This is a genomic window from Rhodanobacter sp. G1 (genome assembly GCF_055397855.1).
Genome location: NZ_AP039674.1, coordinates 3,502,245 through 3,523,882, shown reverse-complemented (window position 1 = coordinate 3,523,882; position 21,638 = coordinate 3,502,245). Strand labels below are relative to the sequence as shown.

Annotated in this window: 19 protein-coding genes; 16 read left to right on the top strand and 3 right to left on the bottom strand. The window is 68.7% G+C overall.

Going from position 1 to position 21,638, the window contains the following annotated elements:
- Positions 1–41 precede the first annotated feature (41 nt).
- The 3 genes from ACZ5Z2_RS15620 to ACZ5Z2_RS15610 all read left to right on the top strand — a co-directional run bounded on the left by ACZ5Z2_RS15620 (position 42) and on the right by ACZ5Z2_RS15610 (position 2,879).
- A complete protein-coding gene (locus ACZ5Z2_RS15620) occupies positions 42–974 on the top strand; it encodes a nucleoside hydrolase (RefSeq protein WP_464759476.1) in 933 nt (310 codons plus the stop codon).
- 58 nt (positions 975–1,032) lie between these two features.
- A complete protein-coding gene (locus ACZ5Z2_RS15615; protein ID WP_192105394.1) occupies positions 1,033–1,278 on the top strand; it encodes a type B 50S ribosomal protein L31 in 246 nt (81 codons plus the stop codon).
- A 305-nt stretch (positions 1,279–1,583) separates the two neighbouring features.
- A complete protein-coding gene (locus ACZ5Z2_RS15610) occupies positions 1,584–2,879 on the top strand; it encodes a citrate synthase (protein WP_464759475.1) in 1,296 nt (431 codons plus the stop codon).
- A gap of 169 nt (positions 2,880–3,048) precedes the next feature.
- Here ACZ5Z2_RS15610 and ACZ5Z2_RS15605 read toward each other — a convergent pair whose 3' ends face one another.
- Together ACZ5Z2_RS15605 and ACZ5Z2_RS15600 are read right to left on the bottom strand one after the other, a co-directional pair.
- Positions 3,049–3,717 (bottom strand): hypothetical protein, encoded by a 669-nt coding sequence (locus tag ACZ5Z2_RS15605; protein WP_464759474.1) that lies wholly within the window; start codon positions 3,715–3,717, stop codon positions 3,049–3,051.
- 71 nt (positions 3,718–3,788) lie between these two features.
- Entirely contained in the window at positions 3,789–6,314 is a 2,526-nt protein-coding gene (locus ACZ5Z2_RS15600; protein ID WP_464759473.1) for a penicillin-binding protein 1A, read from the bottom strand.
- Between the two features lie 296 nt (positions 6,315–6,610).
- On the opposite strand from ACZ5Z2_RS15600, the gene ACZ5Z2_RS15595 reads away from it, so the two are divergent.
- The 11 genes from ACZ5Z2_RS15595 to ACZ5Z2_RS15545 all read left to right on the top strand — a co-directional run bounded on the left by ACZ5Z2_RS15595 (position 6,611) and on the right by ACZ5Z2_RS15545 (position 19,265).
- Positions 6,611–7,669, top strand: a complete 1,059-nt coding sequence (locus ACZ5Z2_RS15595) for a pilus assembly protein PilM (RefSeq protein ID WP_464759472.1) — start codon at positions 6,611–6,613, stop codon at positions 7,667–7,669.
- Positions 7,669–8,394: a PilN domain-containing protein gene (locus ACZ5Z2_RS15590; RefSeq protein ID WP_464759471.1), complete on the top strand. Its 726-nt coding sequence runs from the start codon at positions 7,669–7,671 to the stop codon at positions 8,392–8,394. The genes ACZ5Z2_RS15595 and ACZ5Z2_RS15590 overlap by 1 nt, the downstream gene beginning before the upstream one ends.
- Complete coding sequence (locus ACZ5Z2_RS15585; RefSeq protein WP_464759470.1) at positions 8,391–9,053, top strand: type IV pilus inner membrane component PilO; 663 nt, start codon at positions 8,391–8,393, stop codon at positions 9,051–9,053. The genes ACZ5Z2_RS15590 and ACZ5Z2_RS15585 overlap by 4 nt, the downstream gene beginning before the upstream one ends.
- The gene (locus ACZ5Z2_RS15580) at positions 9,053–9,589 is read left to right on the top strand and encodes a pilus assembly protein PilP (RefSeq protein ID WP_464761727.1); all 537 of its coding nucleotides are present in this window, start codon (positions 9,053–9,055) and stop codon (positions 9,587–9,589) included. The genes ACZ5Z2_RS15585 and ACZ5Z2_RS15580 overlap by 1 nt, the downstream gene beginning before the upstream one ends.
- A gap of 20 nt (positions 9,590–9,609) precedes the next feature.
- The gene (pilQ, locus tag ACZ5Z2_RS15575; RefSeq protein WP_464759469.1) at positions 9,610–11,919 is read left to right on the top strand and encodes a type IV pilus secretin PilQ; all 2,310 of its coding nucleotides are present in this window, start codon (positions 9,610–9,612) and stop codon (positions 11,917–11,919) included.
- 140 nt (positions 11,920–12,059) lie between these two features.
- Positions 12,060–13,055: an AAA family ATPase gene (locus ACZ5Z2_RS15570; protein ID WP_464761726.1), complete on the top strand. Its 996-nt coding sequence runs from the start codon at positions 12,060–12,062 to the stop codon at positions 13,053–13,055.
- Entirely contained in the window at positions 13,052–13,987 is a 936-nt protein-coding gene (locus ACZ5Z2_RS15565; protein WP_464759468.1) for a DUF58 domain-containing protein, read from the top strand. The genes ACZ5Z2_RS15570 and ACZ5Z2_RS15565 overlap by 4 nt, the downstream gene beginning before the upstream one ends.
- A gap of 8 nt (positions 13,988–13,995) precedes the next feature.
- Complete coding sequence (locus ACZ5Z2_RS15560) at positions 13,996–14,502, top strand: DUF4381 domain-containing protein (RefSeq protein ID WP_464759467.1); 507 nt, start codon at positions 13,996–13,998, stop codon at positions 14,500–14,502.
- Positions 14,495–15,475 carry a VWA domain-containing protein gene (locus ACZ5Z2_RS15555; RefSeq protein ID WP_464759466.1) on the top strand — a complete coding sequence of 327 codons (981 nt, stop codon included), beginning with the start codon at positions 14,495–14,497 and terminating at the stop codon, positions 15,473–15,475. The genes ACZ5Z2_RS15560 and ACZ5Z2_RS15555 overlap by 8 nt, the downstream gene beginning before the upstream one ends.
- Complete coding sequence (locus ACZ5Z2_RS15550; RefSeq protein WP_464759465.1) at positions 15,472–17,460, top strand: tetratricopeptide repeat protein; 1,989 nt, start codon at positions 15,472–15,474, stop codon at positions 17,458–17,460. The genes ACZ5Z2_RS15555 and ACZ5Z2_RS15550 overlap by 4 nt, the downstream gene beginning before the upstream one ends.
- 92 nt (positions 17,461–17,552) lie before the next feature.
- On the top strand, positions 17,553–19,265 hold the full coding sequence (locus ACZ5Z2_RS15545; protein ID WP_464759464.1) for a BatD family protein: 1,713 nt from the start codon (positions 17,553–17,555) through the stop codon (positions 19,263–19,265).
- Between the two features lie 15 nt (positions 19,266–19,280).
- Here the strand turns inward: ACZ5Z2_RS15545 and ACZ5Z2_RS15540 are convergent, their stop codons facing one another.
- Positions 19,281–19,802: an O-acetyl-ADP-ribose deacetylase gene (locus tag ACZ5Z2_RS15540; protein ID WP_464759463.1), complete on the bottom strand. Its 522-nt coding sequence runs from the start codon at positions 19,800–19,802 to the stop codon at positions 19,281–19,283.
- Positions 19,803–19,848: 46 nt separating this feature from the next.
- Here ACZ5Z2_RS15540 and ACZ5Z2_RS15535 point away from each other — a divergent pair, with 46 nt between their 5' ends.
- Both ACZ5Z2_RS15535 and ACZ5Z2_RS15530 read left to right on the top strand, forming a co-directional pair.
- Positions 19,849–20,313, top strand: coding sequence for a MarR family winged helix-turn-helix transcriptional regulator (locus ACZ5Z2_RS15535; RefSeq protein WP_464759462.1), 465 nt, complete (start codon positions 19,849–19,851; stop codon positions 20,311–20,313).
- A gap of 222 nt (positions 20,314–20,535) precedes the next feature.
- Positions 20,536–21,633, top strand: coding sequence for an efflux RND transporter periplasmic adaptor subunit (locus ACZ5Z2_RS15530; RefSeq protein ID WP_464759461.1), 1,098 nt, complete (start codon positions 20,536–20,538; stop codon positions 21,631–21,633).
- The last annotated feature ends 5 nt before the right edge of the window (positions 21,634–21,638 follow it).

Here is a 21,638-nt window from a genome sequence, read left to right as displayed (position 1 = left end):
CTGCACTTTTCAATTCTTGTGACTATCCATCCATGGGCACCATGAGCAAACCGCAACTGCTGATCGACACCGACCCCGGCGTGGACGACGCGCTGGCCATCCTGATGGCGCATGCCCATGCCGACATCGCCGCGTTGAGCGTGGCCGCCGGCAACGTGGGGCTGGGCCACACCGTGCGCAACGCGCGCACCCTGCGCGACCTGCTGGGCGCCAGTTTCCCGGTATTTCCGGGTTGCGCCACGCCGCTGGTGCGTGCGCCGGACGAGGATGCCGCCTTCGTGCACGGCGCGGACGGCCTGGGTGACGTGGGCTTCCCCGAACCCGAGGCGGCGGCCGAGGACGAGGCCGCTGCGCTGGCGCTGCTGCGGCTCACCCGCGAGCGTCCCGGCGAGTTGACCCTGGTGGCGCTGGCGCCGCTGACCAACCTCGCGCTGGCGCTCAGGCTCGACCCGACGTTGCCGCAGCGCGTGAAGCGGCTGGTGGTGATGGGCGGCGCGGTGACCGGCCACGGCAACACCGGCAAGGTGCCGGCCGAGTTCAACGTGGGCTTCGATCCGGAGGCCGCGCATGTGGTGTTCGAGGCTTTTCCCGCCTTCGACCTGGTCGATTGGGAAGCCACGTTGCGCCACGGTTTCGACGACGCCGAGTTCGACGGCTGGATCGCCGCGGGCGACCATCGCGCGAAGTTCTTCGCGCAGGTGTTCCGCACCGCACGCGAATACAACGCCACGCACGACCGCAACGGGGTGGTTGCCGCGGATGCGCTGGCGATGGCGGTGGCGATCGATCCCGCCATCGTCGTGCGCAGCGAGACGCGCGCGGTGGCGGTGGAGCTGGACGGCCGCCTCACCCGCGGCGCCACCGTGGTGGATTGGGCGAAGCGGCTGGGCTGGCGCGCGCAGGCGCGCATCGTGCTGGAAGTGGATCAGGCGCGCTTCGCGGCGATGGTGCGCAAGGCGCTGGGCGCGGCTTGACGCACTGCCGCGCGGCTGGTTACACTTTCCCTCTTTTCACGTTGCAACAGAGCCCGTCATGAAGCCCGATATCCATCCGAATTACCGCCCGGTGGTGTTCCAGGATCTGTCGTCCGACTTCGCGTTCCTGACGCGTTCGACGATTGCCGCCAAGGACACCGTCAAGTGGACGGACGGCAACGAGTACCCGCTGATCAAGGTGGATATCTCCAGCCATTCGCACCCGTTCTACACCGGCAAGCAGAAGACGCTGGACGTCGGCGGCCGCGTCGACAAGTTCCGCAAGCGCTACGCGCAGAAGTAAGCGCGTTCCGCGTCCGCCGCGTTGCGGCGGCCCGAAGCATCCGCACACGGGGCAGGCAGCAGCCTGCCCCGTGTGTTTTTGCGCCTCTCGTCATTGGCGGAACCCCTCGCGACATCGCTGGCGCGATGCCGGAAACGCCTGGCGATTCCGGCGTGCGGCGTACGACCATCCGCGAACGCATGGCTGTTTGCCGTTGTGCGATAATGAACGGATTGCATCGAGGCATTTGCTGGTTCGGTGCCTGTTCCCCTTCGCCACGGCGCCGCCCCACGGCCCTGGCGACGACCCATGCTAAGGAGGTTCCCGTGTCCGATTCCAAGACTGTGAAGCTGGTGGACGAGTCGACCCAGCGCAGCAGCACCATGCCGCTGGTTTCCGGCACCCTCGGCCCGGCCTGCATCGACATCAGCACGCTGTACAAGGACACCGGCCACTTCACCTACGACGTCGGCTACGGTTCGACCGCCAGCACCAAGAGCGCGATCACCTACATCGACGGCGACCAGGGCGTGCTGCTGTACCGCGGCTACCCGATCGAACAGCTGGCGGAGAAGTCCAGTTTCCTCGAAGTGGCCTACCTGCTGCTCAACGGCGAGCTGCCGAAGCAGGACGAGTTCGCGGCCTTCGAGAACCAGATCACGCATCACACGATGATGCACGAGTCGCAGAAGCGCTTCTTCGAAGGCTTCCACCACGATGCCCATCCGATGGCGATGCTGGCTGCTTCGGTGGCCTCGCTGTCGGCGTTCTACCACGACGATCTCGACGTCGAGAATCCGGCCGACCGCAAGCTCGCCGCGATTCGCCTGATCGCCAAGATGCCGACCATCGCGGCGGCCTGCTACCGCTACTCGATCGGCTGGCCGTTCCGCTATCCGCGCAACAACCTCGAATACGTCGACCGCTTCCTGCACATGATGTTCGAGGTGCCGAGCGAGCCGCTGCAGATGAACCCGGTGGCGGCCAAGGCGCTGGATCTGCTGTTCATCCTGCACGCCGACCACGAGCAGAACGCCTCGACCTCGACCGTGCGCTTGGTCGGTTCCACCGGCGCCAATCCGTACGCCTCCATCGCCGCGGGCATCACCGCGCTGTGGGGGCCCGCGCACGGCGGTGCCAACGAGGCGGTGCTCAAGCAGCTCCAGGAAATCGGCACGCCGGACAACGTCGAGTCGGCGGTGCTGCGCGCCAAGGACAAGAACGACAGCTTCCGCCTGATGGGCTTCGGCCATCGCGTGTACAAGAACTTCGACCCGCGCGCGAAGATCATCCGCGAGATGTGCCACAAGGTGCTGGCCGAGCTGGGCGTCAACGACCCGCTGCTGGACGTGGCGATGAAGCTGGAAGAGGCGGCGCTGAAGGACGACTACTTCGTCGAGCGCAAGCTGTACCCGAACGTGGATTTCTACTCCGGCATCATCTACAAGGCGCTGGGCATCCCCACCGAGATGTTCACCGTGATGTTCGCCATCGCCCGCACCGCCGGCTGGATCGCGCACTGGATCGAGCAGCACGAAACCCCCGGCGCCCGCATCGGCCGCCCGCGCCAGATCTATACCGGCGCCGGCGTGCGCGACTACGTGGCTTCCGGCAAGCGCTGAGCGCCTGCTCTTCTCCCTCTCCCCTCCGGGGAGAGGGCTGGGGAGAGGGGTCATTCTTGCCTCGATCTTTAAAGAGGCGGTGCCCCGAGCCAGCGCCTCCGCGAGCACCCGCCCCTCACCTCAATCCTCTCTCCGAAGGGGAGGGGAGGCAAAAGTGCCGTGCGTCTCGCTAGCGCAGCGCGGCCAGCCTGTGCTCCAGCGATTCGGCTTCGTCGGCGGCCAGCAGTTCTTCCACGGCGGGCAGGGCGGCGCGGCGCATCGGCTTCTCGTCGACGCGATCCAGCGGCGCCTGGCGCAGCGCGTCGTGCGGCAGCACCGTGAGGTCGAACGACAGCGCGTCGGCGGCGAACAGCAGCACCGGGAATTCGGCCTGTTCGTCGCGGCTGGTGCGCAGGCGGCGCGTCTGCGCCTCGAACGGCACGCCGTGTTCGTGCAGGTGGCGGTGCACGGCATCGGGGTCGTCGCTGAACACGTGCAGGCAGATCGCCGAATGCGCGTCGGCGGTGCCGTCGAGCACGGCGCCGACCAGCCGCGGCTCGAAGCGGGCGAGGAAACGCATCGCCTCCACCGCCGCCTCGCGGCGTTCCTGCAGCAGGCGCGGCTGGCTGTCGGCGTGAAACAGGCGCTGGTGCTCGCGCAGCGCCTGCTCGATCTCCTGGTTGCGCGGCAGCGCCTGCTCGTCGAGGATGCCCAGCCGCTCGGCGGCCTTGAGCTTGGCGCGGTGGAAGTCGCGGATGCCGTGCTCGCTCATCAGGCGGGCGGCTTCCTGCGCCACGCGCAACCGGTTGCGCTGCTGGCGGTCACTTGCATGGATGCGGTGATGTTCGCCTCGTGCCATGTCGGTTCCTCCGCCGCGTGCGCGGCCAGACTAGCGCACGCGGCGGGATACCGGAACCGGTTGATCCGCGCTCAGAAGATGTTGAACGGGTTCTGCTGTTCCTGTTGCTGCTGAGTGGCCTGGCTGCGCAGGCGCTCCAGGTCTTCGACCTTGAAGTACTCGGTCATGCTGTCCGCATCGTCCGGCGTGGTGGGCAGGCCGCTGGAGCGGTCGATCAGCGCGGTGGCGATGCCCGGCGGCATCGGCAGCGAATTCTCCGGCTGGCCCTTCAGCGCGGCGCCCATGTAGTCCATCCAGATCGGCAGCGCCGCCTGGGCGCCGAACTCGCCGTGGCCCAGCGAGCCGTAGTTGTCGAAGCCCACCCATACCGCGGTGGAGACATCGCCGTTGAAGCCCAGGAACCAGGCGTCGCGGAAGTCGTTGCTGGTGCCGGTCTTGCCGGCAAGGTCGGTGCGACCCAGCGACTTGGCCGCGAAGCCGGTGCCGCGCAGTATCACGTCCTTCATCAGCGAGGTGATCAGGAAGTCGGTGCGCGGGCCGAGCACGTGCGGCGCCAGCACGGGCGCGTGCTCGCCGTTGCCGGCGTCCGCCGGGAGGGTTTCCACGCCGGAATCGTCGGTACTGGCGGCGCTGGCCGGGGGCGCGGCGCTGGCGTCCACGGCGAGCCGGTTGGCCGGGTGCCTGCCCATGTCCGCGGGCGGCGGGCCGGCGGGCGCGTTTTCCAGCAGGCGCGCCTGGCATTCGCGGCAGGCGCGCGCGGGGTTGGCGACGTAGACCGGCTTGCCGTCGCGGTCGTCGATCTCGCTGATGAAGTACGGCGTGACCAGGTAGCCGCCGTTGGCGAACACCGCGTAGCCGCGCGCCATGTTGATCGGCGACACGGAGGCGGTGCCCAGCGCCATCGACAGGTTGGCCGGCAGCGCGTCCAGCGGGAAGCCGAAGCGAGTGATGAAATCGCGCGCGTAGCGTACGCCGATGGCGTCGAGCAGGCGGATCGATACCAGGTTCTTCGACTGCACCAGCGCTTCGCGCAGGCGCATCGGGCCGGCGAACTTGTCGTCGTCGTTGCTCGGCGTCCACAGCCCGCCGGGGCGCGAGGGGTCGGGCAGCGCCAGCGGCGCGTCGTTGAGGATGGAGGCCGGCGTGAAGCCGTGGTCGAACGCCGCCGAGTACAGGTAGGGCTTGAAGCTGGAGCCGGGCTGGCGTGCCGCCATCACCGCGCGGTTGAACTTGCTGCGGGCGAAGTTGAAGCCGCCCACCAGCGCCTCGATGGCGCCGTCCTCGGGCCGGATCGAGGCCAGCGCGCCTTGCACGGCGGGGATCTGCGCCAGTTGCCAGCCGCCCTTGTCGTCCTGCGTCACGCGCACGATGTCGCCGCGCTTGAGCACCGCGTCCACGCGTTTCGGCGCCGGGCCGCTGCGGCTGTCGTTGATGTACGGGCGCGCCCACGCCACGGCGGGGAGGTCGAGGTTTACGCTCTGGCCGGAAGCGAGGAAGACGGTGGCCGAGCCGGCGGAGCTGGCGGTCACCAGGCCGGGCGCGAGGCCGGAGACGTCGCCGAAGCCGGCCAGCGCGCGCGCGTAGTCCTGCGCGCCGGCGTCGTCGGCGAGATCCTGGTGGGCCTCGGGGCCGCGCCAGCCGTGGCGGCGGTCGTAGTCGATCAAGCCCTTGCGCACGGCGTCCACCGCCACCTGCTGCTTCGCGCTCTGGATGGTGGTCTTCACCACGTAGCCTTCGGTGAGCGCGTCGTTGCCCAGGCGGTCGAGCACCTGCCGGCGCACCATCTCGGCGAGGTAGGGCGCGTTCACCTGGATCGGCGCCTCGTGCGGCGCGGCGTTGTTCGGCTCGGCGACGGCCGCCTTGTACTGCGCCTCGGTGATGTAGCCGTGCCGCAGCATCTCGCTCAGCACCCAGTTGCGCCGCGCCAGCAGGCGCGCCTGGCTGTTCAGCGGGTTCACCAGCGAGGGCAACTGGAAGGTGGAGGCGATCGCCGCGCACTGCGCGATGCTGAGCTGATCCAGCGTCTTGCCGTAGTAGTACTCGGCGGCGGCGGCCACGCCGTAGGAGCGGTGGCCGAGGAACATCTTGTTGAGGTACAGCTCCAGGATCTGATCCTTGCTCAACTCCTGCTCCATGCGCAGCGCGGTGAAGATCTCGATCAGCTTGCGCGAGTAGAGCTTCTGCGGGCTGAGGAAGAAGTTGCGCGCCACCTGCTGGGTGATGGTGGAGCCGCCCTGCACCTTGTCCCCGCCGGCCAGGATCACGTGCCAGCCGGCGCGCACGATGCCGTGCCAGTCGACGCCGGGGTGGTGGTAGAAGTCGGCGTCCTCGGCTGACAGCACGGCGTGCTTGAGGTTGTCCGGCACGTTCGCGATGGCTATCGGGATGCGCCGCGTCTCGCCAAAGGTGGCGATCAGCTTGCCGTCGGCGCTTTCCACGCGCAGCGGCACCTGCATGTGGTAGTCCTTCAATACGGCCACCGAAGGCAGCCTCGGCGCCACCAGCCAGTACGCCACGCCGATCGCGAGTACCGCCAGCAGGAGGCCCGAGAACGCCAGGATCACTGCCCAGCGCAGCAGACGCTTGAAAATATGCATGTGTCGCGGATCGCCTGTGTCGAAACCCGGCAGAGTATAGAGGTTGTGCCGCCGGCCACTTCGGATCGGCACATCTTCGGATGCCGGGTTGTCCGGGGCGCAAGATGCTGCGTTCGCGCCGAAGCGTGGCCTTCGTCACGTCCCGGAAAGGCGTTGATTCAAATGTGGGCGCCATCACGGGAAATACATGAAAAAAACTCGCCAGGCCATTGCGGGGGCGTTAATTTTTCGATCTAATGCGACCGCGCATCGGTCGGAAACCCGGCCTTGCCGCCCAGGGGCAAAGGGGGAACACCGTGGGGCTCTTCACACCCAAGAAGCCGGCACTGATCGGCGTCGACATCAGCTCGACCGCAGTCAAGCTGCTGGAGCTCAGCCAGTCGGGCGGGCGTTACCGCGTGGAGCATTACGCGGTTGAGCCGCTGCCGCCGAACGCCGTGGTCGAGAAGAACATCGTCGAGGTCGAAGCCGTGGGCGAGGCGATCCGCCGTGCGCTGGCGCGCTCCGGCGCCAAGCTCAGGACGGCATCCGCCGCGGTGGCCGGCTCGGCCGTGATCACGCGCATCATCCCGATGCCCAGCGAATTGAGCGAAGAAGACCTGGAAGGCCAGATCCAGGTCGAAGCGAACCAGTACATCCCTTACCCGATCGAGGAAGTGAGCCTCGACTTCGAGGTACTGGGCCCGGTGCGCGACAACCCGGAAATGAACAACATCCTGCTCGCCGCCTCGCGCACCGAGAACGTGGACATGCGCGTGGCCGCGCTGGAGTTGGGCGGGCTCACCGCCAAGGTGGTCGACGTGGAAGCGTTCGCCATGGAAAACGCGTTCGCGCTGCTCGTCGATCAGCTCAACGTCGGCCGCGACGCGCTGGTGGCGGTGGTGGACGTGGGCGCCACCATGACCACGCTGTCGGTGCTGCGCAACCAGCGCACGATCTATTCGCGCGAGCAGGTGTTCGGCGGCAAGCAGCTCACCGACGAGATCATGCGCCGCTACGGGCTCTCCTACGAGGAGGCTGGCCGCGCCAAACGCAAGGGCGGCCTGCCCGAGTCCTACCAGAGCGAGGCGCTGGAGCCGTTCAAGGAATCGCTGGTGCAGCAGGTCAGCCGCCTGCTGCAGTTCTTCTTCGCCGGCAGCGAGTACAGCAAGGTCGACCAGGTGGTGCTGGCCGGCGGTTGCGCCACCATCGACGGCATCGCCGGGATGCTCGAAGAGCACATCGGCGTGCCCTGCGTGGTGGCCAACCCGCTGGCGCGCATGTCGATGTCGCCCAAGGTGCAGGGGCAGACGCTGTCCCAGGATGCGCCGGCGCTGATGGTCGCGGTCGGCCTCGCCCTGAGGAGCTTCGACTGATGGCACACGTCAACCTCCTGCCCTGGCGTGCCGAGCGGCGCAAGCTGCGCGAGCGCGAATTCTTCGGTCAGCTCGGCATGGCCTTCGTGGCCGGCCTGGGCGTCGTGCTGCTGTGGGCGCTGTGGATGGGCGCGAGCATCGACAACCAGAACGACCGCAACACCATCCTGCAAGACGAGATCAAGCAGGTCGACGTGAAGATCGCCAAGATCAAGGATCTGGAGAAAGTGCGCGAGCACCTGCTGGCGCGCAAGCAGATCATCGAGCAGTTGCAGTCCGACCGCTCGAAGATGGTGCACCTGTTCGACGAGCTGGTGAAGACGATCCCGTCCAGCGCACGCCTCACGTCGCTCAAGCAGGCCGGCGACACCATGTCGCTGGACGGCGTGGCGCAATCCAACGCCAGCGTGGCCGAGTACATGCGCAACATCGAAGTCTCGCCGTGGATGGGCCACGTGGATCTGCGCAGCACCGTCAACAGCCACGACGCCACGCGCATGCCCTACGGCTTCGGTCTGACCGTGAAGCTGAGCAAGCCGAAGGCGGACGACAACGGCGCGCCGGCTGGCGCCAGCACGGCTGCGGCGCCGGCGAATGCCGGCAGGCCCTCGGCATCGCTGCCGCCCGCTCCTGCCACCGCTCCCGCCGCGAAGCCGGCTGCCGCGCCCTCCAAGCCGGAAGCCAAGCCGACTGCTGCAGCCGCCAAGGGAGGGGCCAAGGCATGAAACTCCTGGACGATCTGCGCGGCCTCGACCGCAACAACATCGGCGGCTGGCCCAAGTCGGTCAAGATCTTCTTCACCACCTTGCTTTTCCTGGTGGTGGTGCTGGCCGGCTGGTACTTCTATGTCAGCAGCCAGCAGGACGAACTGGCCACGCTGGCGAACAAGGAAGAGCAGCTCAGGAAGGAGTTCAGCGAAAAGCAGGCCAAGGCGGTGAATCTCGATGCGCTGCAGCAGCAGCTCGACGAGATGAAGGACATGCTGCGCCAGTTGTTGCGCCAACTGCCCAGCAAAACCGAAATGCCCGAGCTGCTGATCGACGTCTCGCAGACCGCGTTGTCCGCCGGCCTGCAGGTGGATTCCTTCGTGCCGCAACCCGAGGTGCCGAAGGACTTCTACGCCGAGAAGCCGATCCAGCTGAAGATGGTGGGCACCTACCACCAGTTCGGTGCCTTCATCAGCGGCGTGGCATCGCTGCCTCGCGTGGTGATCCTGACCATGCATGATGTGTCGCTCACGCCGCAGCATGCAAGCAAGGACGGCACCTCCACCGACGGCCAACTAGTGCTGCAGGGTACGGTGAAGACCTACCGTTACCTGGACGAGGACGAGGCCGCCGCAGCCGCGAAGGGCACGGCCAAGAAGGCGGGAGGGCGCAAGTGATGAAGCTGTCCACTGCCATGAAGCCGGCGACACTGTCGCGTATCGCCCTGCTGCTGGTCGCCGTGCTGATGCTGGGGGGCTGTACCCGCGGCACCAGCGACCTGCGCGAATGGATTTCTCAGCAGAAGGCCAAGAAGGGCGTGCCGATCCCGCCGCTGCCGGTCATCAAGACCTTTGAAACCTTCACGTACGCCGACCAGGATCTGCGCGATCCGTTCGGGCCCAGTGCTGCCGAGCAGGAAACCACCAACGCGGGCCCGCGGCCGGATCAGAACCGGCCCAAGCAGCCGTTGGAAATGTTCGCACTGGACAGCCTCAAGATGGTCGGCACCATCGGTACCGGGCCGGGTACCGAGGCCCTCATCAAGGATCCGCAGGGCGTGATCCACCCGGTACACGATGGCGAATACATGGGCCAGAACTATGGCCGCATCACCGCGATCAGCGACGACCACATCGACCTGGTCGAGCTGGTATCCAACGGCAATGGTGGCTGGATGGAACGTCCGACCAGCGTCGCACTCGGCGAGAAATAGGGGACACAGGGGCTGATGCAATGAGCAACCACATTCAATCCGTCCGGGGCCGGGTCATGCGCCACGCCATTCGTAGTCTCCTTTCGCTATTGCTGCTCGCCGGTGCGGGTTTCAGCCAGTCCGCGCTGGCTGCCAGCAGCACGCTGAAGGACATCAACTACACCACCCTGCCAGGCGGCAGCGTGCAGTTGCACCTGAATTTCATCGGTGCGGTACCGCAGCCGCGCATCTTCACCACCGACAATCCGGCACGCATCGCCATCGATTTCGCCGATACCGGCACCACGGCGCAGCGGCATACCGATATCGGGCAGGGCGCCACGTCCGGCGTCTCGGCCGTATCCGCTGGCGGCCGCACCCGCGTGATCGTGGAGCTGATGCGTCCGGCGTCGTACCAGTCCGCGATCGAAGGCAACAGCCTGGTACTTACGGTCGACAATAGTGGAAACGGCGCAGCGCAGACGGCGGCAGCCGCTCCGGCGCAGCGTAGCGTCACCACCGCGGCCATCATCGATCCATCCAAGCGCCTGCCGGCGACCGCCGCTGGCGCCATCAGCATCACCAACATTGATTTCCGCCGTGGCGCGAACGGGCAGGGTCGGGTGCTGATCACCTTCAGCGGCCCCGGTGCCGATGCGCAGATGCGCACCATCGGCGACAAGGTCGAGGTCAGCATCCCGAACGCCAACGTGCCGGCGAACCTCGCGCAGCGATTGGATACCGTGGACTTCGCCACGCCGGTGCAGTCCGTCAGCACCCACACCGGACTCGCCGGCGGCGTGCAGATGACCATTGCCACCAAGGGGGTGGTCGACACTGCGGCCTGGCAGGAAGGCAACCAGTACGTGGTCGAGGTGGCCGCGAAGAAGGGCGACAATCCGAATATGCCCGCGGGCGGCAGGATTGGCTCGCTGGATCAGCACCCGGTCTACACGGGCACTCGCGCCACCTTCAACTTCCAGGACATCCCGGTGCGCTCGGTGCTGCAGCTGATTGCGGACACCTCCAAGCTCAATATCGTGGCGGCTGACAGCGTCACCGGCAGCATCACACTGCGCCTGGTGAACGTGCCCTGGGATCAGGCGCTGGATGTGATCCTGCGCGCCAAGGGCTTGGACAAGCGTCGCGACGGCAACGTGATCTGGGTGGCGCCGCAGCAGGAACTGGCCAAGTACGAAGAGAACGTCGCCGACGCGCGCATGAAGGCCGAGGACAACGCTCCGCTGGTCAGTACCTACATCCCGATCAGCTATGGCAAGGCGGCCGATATCGCCAAGTTGTTGACCACCGGTAGCATGCAAGGAGGCGGTGGGGCGGCCGGTGCGAGCGCGTCGCGCGGCTTCCTCTCCCCGCGTGGCAGCGTCTCCTTCGACGAACGCACCAATACCCTGCTGCTCAACGACACCGCCGACAAGACCGAACAGGTTCGCAAACTGGTGGCTGTGCTGGACAAGCCGGTGCAGCAGGTGCTGATCGAGTCGCGCATCGTGATCGCCTCGGACAGCTTCACCCGCGATCTGGGCGTGAAGTGGGGCGTATCGGGTACCCGGGTCAATAGCAACAACATCGTGTCGACCAATCCGACTGGCGATGGTGCCGGCCAGTATGCAACCAACGTCTGGAACAACAACGTCAACTACCAGAACGCGATGAGCGACTGGGTGGCGAACGGTGCACAGGGCGCCCAGCCGCATCCCGGCTCGGTCACGATTCCGGGCGGCTACAATGTCAACCTGCCAGTGACCAATCCGGCTGGCCAGCTTGGTCTCGCCATTCTTGGCAAGAACTATCTGGTCGATCTCGAGCTGTCGGCTGCGCAGACCGAAGGACGTGGCGAGGTGATCTCCAGCCCGCGTGTCATCACCGCCAATCAGCAGGAGGCTGTGATCCGCCAGGGTCAGGAAATCGGCTACGTCACCTATCAGGGAGGCGTCGGTGGTGGTACCGCCACTGGCCAGACCGCTTCGGTGCAGTTCAAGGATGCGGTGCTGGAGCTCAAGGTCACGCCGACCATCACTGCCGACAACCGCGTGTATCTCGCGATCAACGTGAAGAAGGATTCTCTGGACAAGTTCCTCACCACGCCGAACGGCCAGGTGCCGGAGATCAACACCCAGTCGGTGAACACCTCGGTGCTGGTGGATAACGGCCAGACCGTGGTACTCGGCGGCATCTACGAGATCAACAAGAGCAACACGGTGACCAAGGTGCCCGGCCTGGGCGATATCCCCGGCATCGGTTTCCTGTTCCGCAATACCAGTCGCAACAACACCAAGGCGGAACTGCTGATCTTCGTCACGCCGCGCATCCTCAACGATTCGTTGCAGTAAGTCGCTACGTTCATGCGATATGCAAGGGGGCGGCTTCGGCCGCCCCTTTGCGTTGCGGGCCTGAATGCGCGGATACCGTCGACTAAACTTCCGGGCTCCGCCGCGGTCAACAGCGGCGACCTGACGCCGGAACCACCATGATGGACATGCCTGAAACCCAATCCCGCAGCCGTTTGCAACAGGCTTTCGCGCAACTGCGCGACGAATTGCGGACTTGCATCATCGGCCAGCCGAAGCTGGTGGATTGCCTGCTGGTGGCGTTGCTCGCCGACGGCCATCTGCTGGTGGAAGGTGCGCCCGGTCTGGCCAAGACCACCGCGGTGAAGGCGCTGGCCGCGCGCATCGAGGCGGATTTCCATCGCGTGCAGTTCACGCCCGACCTACTGCCTGCCGACCTCACCGGCACCGACGTGTTCCGCCCGCAATCCGGCAATTTCGAATTCGAGCACGGGCCGCTGTTCCACAACATCGTGCTGGCCGACGAGATCAACCGCGCCCCGGCCAAGGTGCAGTCGGCCCTGCTTGAAGCGATGGCCGAGCGGCAGATCACCGTGGGCCGCGCCACGCGCCCGTTGCCGGAGCTGTTCATGGTGATGGCCACGCAGAACCCGATCGAGCAAGAGGGTACGTTCGCGTTGCCAGAGGCCCAGCTCGACCGCTTCCTGCTGCACGTCACCATCGGCTACCCCGATGCGGCGGCCGAGCTGGCGATCCTGCGCCTTGCTCGCGAACAGGCCAGCCGCCGCGCGCATCCGGCACCCGCATCCGCGCCTGCGCTGAAGCAGTCCGACGTGTTCGCCGCGCGCGATGCCGCGATGGCGCTGCACATGGCGCCGGCGCTGGAGGAATACCTGGCCCAGCTCGTGCTGGCCACGCGCGACGCGGGCCGTTACGGGCCGGAGCTGAAACGCTGGATCGCCTGGGGCGCCAGCCCGCGCGCCACCATCGCGCTGGATCGCTGTGCGCGCGCGCAGGCCTGGCTGGCCGGCCGCGACTACGTGTTGCCCGAAGACGTGCACGCCATCGCGCACGAGGCGCTGCGCCACCGCGTGCTGCTCAGCTACGAGGCGGAGGCGGAGGGCGTGCGCAGCGACCAGGTGATCGCCCGCTTGCTGGATCTCGTGCCGCTGCCGTGAGCGCCGTGTCGCCGAATCGTGTCGATGGCGACGGCCGCACGAGCGTGTCGCTGGCCGAACTGATCGCGTTGGGCGCGCGCGCCGGACGCGCGAAGCTGTTGCCGTCGGAGAGCCGCGCGGCGCGCAGCGGCGCCCAGTCTAGCCGCCTCTACGGGCGCGGCATGGACTACGCCGAGTCGCGCGTCTACCAGGCCGGCGACGACGTGCGCCGGCTGGACTGGCGGCTCACCGCGCGCAGCGGCAGGTTGCACACCAAGCTGTTCCAGGAGGAGCGCGAAGGCCGCCTGCTGATCCTGCTGGACACCCACGCCAGCCTGCGCTTCGGCACCCGCGTCCGCTTCAAGTCGGTGCAGGCGGCACGCGCGGCTGCCATCGCTGCCTGGCTGGCCGTGCGCGCAGGCGAACGCGTGGGGATGATGGCCTTCGGCAACCACGATCGCCTGCTGCGTCCGCAGGGCGCCGCGCGTGGCGCGCTCGCCGTGTGCGGCGCGCTGGCGGAATGGGATGCGCAGCCGGCGACGGATCGCGCCGAGCCCTTGTCCGAAGCCTTGCTGCGCGCACGGCGCCTGCAACGCGGCGCCAGCCGCGTGCTGCTGCTCAGCGACGGATTCAGCGCAGACGACGAAGCGCGGCAGCACCTGCTGGAACTGAAGGCGCGCGCCCACGTCGGCGTGCTGGTGGTGGCCGATGCGCTGGAACGCGAGCCGCCGCCGCCGGGCCGTTATCCGCTGGAACACGATGGCGAGCGCCGCGACGTGGTGCTGCTCGGCGAGCGCCAGCGGCGCGAATTCCAGCAGGCCGTGGGCAGCGGCCCCGCACGATTGGAAGCCCTGGCGCGCGGCGCGGGCCTGCGCTGCCGCGTGCTCGACACGCGCGACGATCCGTTGCCTGCCGTCGGCGATCTGCTGGGTGCGACGGGGATGCGGCGATGATGCCTTCCATGCCTCCGTCGAACGGCCCGGTGCTGCGCGACATCCACCTGCCGCCCGCGCCCGCGTGGTGGCCGTTCGCGCCGGGCTGGTGGGTGCTGGCCGGGCTGGTGCTGCTGGCGCTGGCCGTCGCCGCGTGGTTCTGGCGCCGCCATCGGCGCCTGCGGAAACAGTGCCGCCTGCTGCTGGACGAACTGGAAAAGCTGGCGGCCCGCCATGCGCGCGATGGCGACGCCGTCGCGCTGGCCGCTTCGATTCACCAGTTGCTGCGCCGCGTAGCGCGTCGCCACGACGAAGCCGCGACCCGGCAGCGCGGCGACCGTTGGCGACAGACGCTGGCACGCGTACCGGTGGCGACGGCCGTGCTGGATCGCCTGATGGCGCTGGAGCAGGCGATCTATCGGCCGCAGGCACAATTCGACGCGCCTGCCACGCTGGCCGCGGCGCGCGACTGGCTGCGGGCGGCGGCACGTCCACGCGCGTGGAAGTCGCTGGGCACGGAGACGGGCCATGTTTGAATTCGCGTGGCCTTGGCTGTTTCTGCTGCTGCCGCTGCCCTTGCTGCTGCGCCGCGTGCTGCCGCCGGTAATGCCGGGGCAGGCCTTGCGCCTGCCGCAGCCGGGCCTGCGTCTCGCGGCGACGGGCGGCAACGCGGCGCGCAGCGCCACGCCTTGGCTGCTGGCGCTGGCATGGTCGTGCATGGTGGTGGCCGCCGCGCGCCCGCAATGGGTGGGGCCGCCGCAGGCGCAGCAGCGCAGCGGTCGCGCCCTGCTGCTGGCGGTGGATCTCTCCGGCAGCATGAACACGCAGGACATGGAACTGGCCGGCCAGCCGGTGAGCCGCTTCGGCGCGGTGAAGGCGATTGCCGGCAACTTCATCGACCGTCGGCGCGGCGACGAGATGGGCCTGATCCTGTTCGGCAGCCAGGCTTTCCTAGTGACGCCGCTCACCTACGACCTCGACGCGGTGCGTGCGCAACTGCAGGGCGCGGCGGTGGGGTTGGCCGGCAGCGAAACCGCCATCGGCGACGCCATCGCCATCGCGGTGAAGCGCCTGTCCGCGCTGCCGGAGCAGGCGCGCGTGCTGGTGCTGCTCACCGACGGCGTCAACAACGCCGGCAGCATCGCGCCGCTGGAGGCCATGCGCGCTGCCAAGGCGGCCGGCGTGCGCATCTACACCGTGGGCATCGGCGCGGAGCGCATGCGTGTGCCGGGCTTCTTCGGCGCGCAGATCGTCAACCCTTCGGCCGACCTCGATGCGGCCATGCTGACCAAGCTCGCGGACGAAACCGGCGGCCGCTTCTTCCGCGCCACCGACAGCGCGCAACTGGCCGACGCGTATCGCGCCATCGATGCGCTGGAGCCGATGCGGCAGCACGGCCCCAGCCTGCGGCCGCGCACGGAATGGTTCGTCTGGCCGCTGGTGGCGGCGCTGTTGTTGTGGTTGCTGGCCGCGTGGCCGCGCTGGCGTGCGCGCGAGGTGGCCGCATGAGCGCGGCGCTGGCGCAATTCCACTTCCTGCGGCCGTGGTGGCTGTATGCACTGCTCGTGCTGCCGTGGCTGCTGTGGCAGGCCTCGCGGCGCAGCCGTGGCCTGCAGGCCCTGTCGCGGCTGGTGGATGCGGAGCTGTTGCCGCAACTGCTGGAGGGGAGCGCCACGCGGCAGCGCCTGCCGCTGGGCCTGCTCGCGCTGGCCTGGCTGCTGGCGGTGCTGGCGCTGGCCGGGCCGACGTGGAGCCGCGTGGAGCAGCCGCTGTACGCGCGCCGCGCCGCGCAGGTGGTGGCGATCTCGTTGTCGCAGCGCATGCTGTCGCGCGACGTGGCGCCCAGCCGCATCGACCTTGCGCGCCACAAGGCGCACGACTTGCTCGCGGCGAACCGGGACGGCCTGAACGCCCTGGTCGGCTACGCCGGCGAGGCCTTCACGGTGGCGCCGCTCACTTCGGATGCGCACAGCCTGTCCACCCTGCTGGACGCGATGGCGCCGGACACCATGCCGGTGGACGGCGAGAACGCGGCGGCGGCGATCGCGCGCGGCGCCGCGCTGATCCGCGACGCCAAGGCCGGCGGCGGTTCGCTGGTGCTGATCGCCGACAGCGCGGACGCCTCGGCGCGCCAGGCCGCGCGCCAGGCGCTGGCCGAGGGCGTGCGCGTCTCCGTGCTGGGCGTGGGCACGCCGCAGGGCGCGCCGGTGCCGCTGCCGGGCGGCGGCTTCCTGCACGATGCGAACGGCAACCTGCAGCTCGCCGCGCGCGACGATGCCGCCCTGTCGGCGGTGGCCGAGGCCGGCGGTGGCCGCTATGTGGCGATGACGACGGACGACGCCGATGTCGCCGCGCTCAAGGACGAATTGCGCGCCGGCTCCGCGCAGGCCGCGCAAGGCCTGCGCGGCGACGAATGGCAGGATCGCGGCCCGTGGCTGCTGCTGCTCCTGCTGCCGCTGGCGGCATTGGCCTTCCGCCGCGGCTGGTTGCTGCTGTTGCCGCTGGTGTTGCTGCCGTTGCTGCCGGGCACGGCGCACGCCACGGGTTGGCGTGACCTCTGGCGGAACCGCAACCAGCAGGCCGCCGCGGCGCTCGCGCGCGGCGACGCGAAGCAGGCGATGCAACTGGCGAACGATCCCGCCCTGCGCGGCGCGGCGGCCTATCGCGCCGGCGACTACGCCGCCGCCGCACAGGCATTGCGCGCGGCAAAGGGCAGCGACGCGAGCTACAACCTCGGCAACGCGCTGGCGCGCGAAGGCCGCTACGAGGACGCGATCCACGCCTACGACGAGGCGCTCAAGCGCGATCCCGCCAATGCCGACGCGAAGGCGAACAGGCAGGCGGTCGAAGACTGGCTGCGCAAGCAGAAAAACCAGCAGCAGGAACCGCAACAAAACTCTTCTTCGTCGCAGCAGCAACAGAAGCAGGGCGGATCATCCTCGTCGCAGGGCAAGGGCAGCGACGGGCAAGGCGCGGGCCAGAAGAACCAGGGCCAGGACGGCAAGGATCAGCAAGGTCAGAATCAGCAAAGCCAAGGCAAGGCCGATGGCCAGTCCGGCAAGCAGCAAGGCAAGGATGCGAAGCGGCAAGGCCAGCAGGATCCCTCGGGCGATGCCGGTGGCCAATCGCCGCAGGACAAGGCGAAGCAGGGCGATCAAGCGTCCGCAGGAAATCCCGGCACCCAGCACGGCGACCAGGCGCAACCGACGCCCGCGCAGCAAGCCGCCCAGCAGGCGCAGGCCGAACAGGCGCAGCAGGCACTGAAGCGGCAGCTCGACAGGCAACTGGGCACGCCCGGCCAGCAGGCCGCGAAGCAGCCGCCAACCCATGAGCTGGGCGCGGAAGCCGCCGACGATCCGCAGGCCAAGCTCCCGGCGGATGTGCGCCAGGCCCTGCAGCGCGTGCCCGACGATCCCGGCGCCCTGCTGCGCCGCAAGTTCCAGCTGGAATACCAGCGCCGCCATGGCGGTGCGCCCGACGAGGATGGGCCGTGATGCTTCGACGACAGGGTTTGCTTCCGTGGCCGTCCTTGGCCGCGAGAACCGAATGGACGGCTATTCTGCACTGTTCATTTTTGCGCTCGTCCATGATCGCGAAGGTCAAACGGGTGGCCATCCATGGCCGCACTCTTCAGTATCTGTGCCTGTTGCTGTTTCTCGCCGTGCCGCTGGCGGCGCGTGCGGCCAGCGTGCAGGCCACGCTGGATCGGGACACCGTGCAGCTGGGCGAAACGGTGACCTTGAACCTGCACATCACGGGAACCGGCAGCGCGGCGATGCCCGATCTCGGCCCGCTGACGCAGGACTTCGACGTGCTCGGCAGCTCGCAGAGCAGCAACCTCAGCATCGTCAACGGCCAGCGCAGCGCCGAGCTGGTGATCGGCGTGGTGCTGCGGCCGAAGCACGTGGGCACGCTCGCCATCCCGTCGCTCGTCGTGGCCGGCGCGCAGACCGCGCCGCTGCAGCTGCGGGTCGATCCGCCGGATCCGGCGGCTGCCGCGGCGACGGGCAAGAGCGTGTTCATGGAAGCCGAGACCGAGCCGAAGCAGGCGTGGGTGGGCCAGCAGATCAGCTACGTGGTGCGGCTGTACGTCAGCGGCGGCGTCACCAACGGCACGCTGGACACGCCGCAGGTCGGCGGCGTGCAGCTTCGCCAGGTCGGTGGCGACCTGCGCTACGACAAGGTGCGCGGCGGCCGCGATTACCGCGTGATCGAGCGGCGCTACGCGCTGGTGCCGCAGCACGCGGGCACGCTGACGATTCCCGCGCTGGGCTTCCAGGGCGTGGCGCTGGATCCCAACGATCCCGACAGCTTCTTTGGCGCGGGCACGCAGGTCGGCGCCAGCGCTCCTGCGCAGACGGTGCAGGTGCAGGCCGTGCCAGCGAACTGGGGATCGTCGGCGTGGCTGCCGGCGCGCGCGCTCAGCCTTACGCTCGCCGGCTGGCCCGATGCGGGCACGCCGGCGCGCGTGGGCCAGCCGATCAACCTCACCATGACGCTCAGCGCCACCGGCCTGTCCGCCGATGCGCTGCCGCAGCTCAGCCTGCCCGCGGTGCAGGGCGCCACCGTGTATCCCGACCAGCCCAAGACCGCCACCGCGGAGGACGACGCGTGGCTGCAGGGCAGCAGCACGCGCGGCTTTGCGGTGGTGCCGGAACGGGCCGGCACGCTGACCCTGCCCGCGACCACGCTGCGCTGGTTCGACGTGACGTCGGGGCAGGTGCAGACCGCCGAGATTCCCGCGCACAGCATCACCGTGCTGCCGGCGGCCGGTGCGGCCGCCGCGCCGTCGTCTTCCTCTGCCGCACCGGCGGCGGCGCCGGTGGCCGCGATAGCGCAGGGCGCGGCGCCGCAGAACCCGCCGTGGCGCTGGATCGCGCTGGCCAGCCTGCTGCTGTGGCTGCTCACCGTGCTGGCGTGGTGGCTGTGGCGGCGCCGCGCACCGCGCCGTCCGGTTGCCGTTGCGGCGGGCGGTGCCACCAGCGAGTCCGCGCGCCGGCTGAAGCAGGCGTTCCTCGCCGCCGCGCGCGGCGGCGACGCGTCGATGCAGCTGCGCAGCCTGCTGGCGTGGGCGCAGGCCGAGCGACCGGCGATCCGCCATGCCGGCGAACTGGACGCCGTGTTGGCGGACGGGGAGCAGCGGCAGGCCATCGCCGCGTTGCAGCGCCGCTGCTATGGCGGTGCGGGGGAAGCGGCACGCGTCGATCTGGCGAAAACCTTCGAGCGCGGCTTCGCGTGGCGCAGCGACGGGCGCGAGGACGACGACGGCCTGCCGCCGCTGTATCCGTTCAAGCTGTAGATGCGCCTCCCGCGGTCAGGCGTGGTCGAGCGCTAGCTGGAACACCGTGCGCATGCGTTCGCCGCGGCAGCACAGGACGACGTCGAGCGAAGGGTCGAGCGCCAGCGCTTCGCGCAACGTGCCGATCGCGACGGTGGCGGCCAGCGGCGCCGGATAGCCGAACACGCCGCAGCTGATTGCCGGGAACGCGATGCTTTGCAGGCCATGTGCTTGCGCGAGCCGCAGCGCGTTGCGATGGCAGTTCGCCAGCAAGGCCGCTTCGCCGCGCCCGCCGCCGTGCCAGACCGGCCCCACGGTGTGGATCACCCAGCGCGCGGGCAGGGCGAAGCCGGGCGTGATGTGTGCCTCGCCGGTGCGGCAGCGCACGCCGGGCGCGACCTGCGGGATCGCGCGGCAGGCGTCCAGCAAGGCGGGGCCGGCGGCACGGTGGATGGCGCCGTCGACCCCGCCGCCACCGAGCAGGGTTTCGTTGGCGGCGTTGACGATGGCGTCCACGGCCAGCGTGGTGATGTCGGCGTCGACGACGGCGAGAGGCATGTCCGCGTTATATGCTTGGCCAGGTAACGGCGAGGTTGCGACGATCATGGCGAAAACGGAAGAGCTTTCCTTCGGCTACCTGCTGAACGACGTGACCTTGCTGTTCCGCAAGCACTTCGACCGCCGCGCGGTGAAGTTCGGCCTGACCCGTGCGCAGTGGCGCGCCACCAAGATGCTCTACCACCGGCCCGGCCTGCGCCAGAACGAACTGGCCGAGGCGCTGGAGATGGAGCCGATCGCGGTGGGCCGGGTGATCGACCGCCTGCAGGCCGCCGGCTTCGTGGAGCGCCGGCCCGACCCCAACGACCGCCGCGCGTGGCGGCTGCACGTCACCGCGCAGGCGCACGAGGTGGTGGACGACATGGAGCGCATCGCGCGCGAGCTGCGCCGCGAAGCCACCGCGGGCATCGAGTACGACGAGCTGAAGCATGCGCTGGAAGTGATCGGCCAGCTCAAGGAAAACCTGCAGGCACTGGATGCGGCCGAAGAGCCGTCCACGCACAAGGAATAGGCGGCTAGCCGCGTCCTCCGCGCTTGCCAAGCGTCGGATGTAATGGGCATCGCGGCATCGGTGCGGCGCAAGAGTATGTCGTGACAGTCAACGCATGCCCGCGTGGCGCGTTGATGCCGTGTTTCGATCCCCATCGAATCGCATCGTCCCCATCGGCTGGCGCGACGGTTCGGATCCACCCGTGGAGACCCCATGCCACAGCGCATGTCCTGGAAAAAGCCCGTGGCCCTGCTGGTTGTGGTGGCGCTGGCCGCGTGGATCGCGCATGCGTGGTCGAACCACGGCAAGGCCGATGCGGCCCGATCCGGCGCCGCACAGGCAGTGCCGGTAAAGGTGGCGACGGCCGCGCGCGGCGACCTCGTGCTCTCGCTCAAGGTGAACGGCTACGCCGAAGCGTATTCCACCGTGACCGTGCAGTCGCGCGTCAGCGGCCAGTTGCAGTCCATCGCGTTCGCACCGGGCGGCCGCGTGCGCAAGGGCGAGGTGATCGCGCGCATCGACCCCAGCCTGTTGCAGGCGCAGCTCGATCAGGCGCGCGGCAATCTCGCCAAGGATCAGGCCCAGCTCGCGAATGCCCGGCAGGTGCTGCGCCGCTACACGCCGATGCTGGCCAAGGGCTACGTGTCGAAGACCGACTACGACAACTACGAAGCCAACGTGGGCATCTACGCCGCCTCGGTGAAGGCGGATCAGGCCGCGGTGGAGATGGCGCAGACCCAGCTCGGCTACGCGCAGATCGAGGCGCCGGCGGACAGCATCGCGGGTGCGCCGCTGGCCTATCCCGGCGCGCAGGTGAGCGCGAACAGCACCAGCCTTGTGGTGCTCAACCAGGTGCGGCCGATCCACGTGACCTTCGCCGTGCCCGAATCGTCGCTGGGCGACATCCGGGCCGCGACCGCGCACGGCAGGCTGGCGGTGAATGTGCAGGTGCCGGGCGCGGGCGGTTCGCCGCTGCAGGCCACGCTGGACTTCATCAACAACGCGGTGGACACCGGCACCGGCACGATCCAGCTGAAGGCCAGCTACGCCAATGCCGACGATCGCCTCACGCCTGGCGAGTTCGTGCAGGTGACCCTGCCCACCGCGCGATTGCACGACGTGGTGACGGTGCCGGCGACGGCGCTGCAGAACTCGCCGAACGGCAGCTTCGTGTTCGTGATCGATGCGGACGGCAAGGCGCGGCAGCGCATGGTCACCGCGGGCGCGGGCAACGGCGGCAGCATCGTGATCGAGAAGGGCCTGAGCGGCGGCGAGCGGGTGGTCACCGACGGGCAGATGCTGCTGACGGACGGCACGAAGGTGCAGGTGGTGGCGCAGTGAGCGCC

Excerpts from the sequence above, each read along its gene's own strand:
- ACZ5Z2_RS15580 (WP_464761727.1), top strand. The coding sequence starts at position 9,053 with ATGAAGCTGTCCACTGCCATGAAGCCGGCGACACTGTCGCGTATCGCC.
- ACZ5Z2_RS15540 (WP_464759463.1), bottom strand. The coding sequence starts at position 19,802 with ATGCCTCTCGCCGTCGTCGACGCCGACATCACCACGCTGGCCGTGGAC.
- ACZ5Z2_RS15550 (WP_464759465.1), top strand. The coding sequence starts at position 15,472 with ATGAGCGCGGCGCTGGCGCAATTCCACTTCCTGCGGCCGTGGTGGCTG.
- ACZ5Z2_RS15555 (WP_464759466.1), top strand. The coding sequence starts at position 14,495 with ATGTTTGAATTCGCGTGGCCTTGGCTGTTTCTGCTGCTGCCGCTGCCC.
- ACZ5Z2_RS15585 (WP_464759470.1), top strand. The coding sequence starts at position 8,391 with ATGAAACTCCTGGACGATCTGCGCGGCCTCGACCGCAACAACATCGGC.
- ACZ5Z2_RS15615 (WP_192105394.1), top strand. The coding sequence starts at position 1,033 with ATGAAGCCCGATATCCATCCGAATTACCGCCCGGTGGTGTTCCAGGAT.
- ACZ5Z2_RS15620 (WP_464759476.1), top strand. The coding sequence starts at position 42 with ATGAGCAAACCGCAACTGCTGATCGACACCGACCCCGGCGTGGACGAC.
- ACZ5Z2_RS15545 (WP_464759464.1), top strand. The coding sequence starts at position 17,553 with ATGATCGCGAAGGTCAAACGGGTGGCCATCCATGGCCGCACTCTTCAG.
- ACZ5Z2_RS15590 (WP_464759471.1), top strand. The coding sequence starts at position 7,669 with ATGGCACACGTCAACCTCCTGCCCTGGCGTGCCGAGCGGCGCAAGCTG.
- ACZ5Z2_RS15535 (WP_464759462.1), top strand. The coding sequence starts at position 19,849 with ATGGCGAAAACGGAAGAGCTTTCCTTCGGCTACCTGCTGAACGACGTG.
- ACZ5Z2_RS15600 (WP_464759473.1), bottom strand. The coding sequence starts at position 6,314 with ATGCATATTTTCAAGCGTCTGCTGCGCTGGGCAGTGATCCTGGCGTTC.
- ACZ5Z2_RS15560 (WP_464759467.1), top strand. The coding sequence starts at position 13,996 with ATGCCTCCGTCGAACGGCCCGGTGCTGCGCGACATCCACCTGCCGCCC.
- pilQ (WP_464759469.1), top strand. The coding sequence starts at position 9,610 with ATGAGCAACCACATTCAATCCGTCCGGGGCCGGGTCATGCGCCACGCC.
- ACZ5Z2_RS15605 (WP_464759474.1), bottom strand. The coding sequence starts at position 3,717 with ATGGCACGAGGCGAACATCACCGCATCCATGCAAGTGACCGCCAGCAG.
- ACZ5Z2_RS15570 (WP_464761726.1), top strand. The coding sequence starts at position 12,060 with ATGGACATGCCTGAAACCCAATCCCGCAGCCGTTTGCAACAGGCTTTC.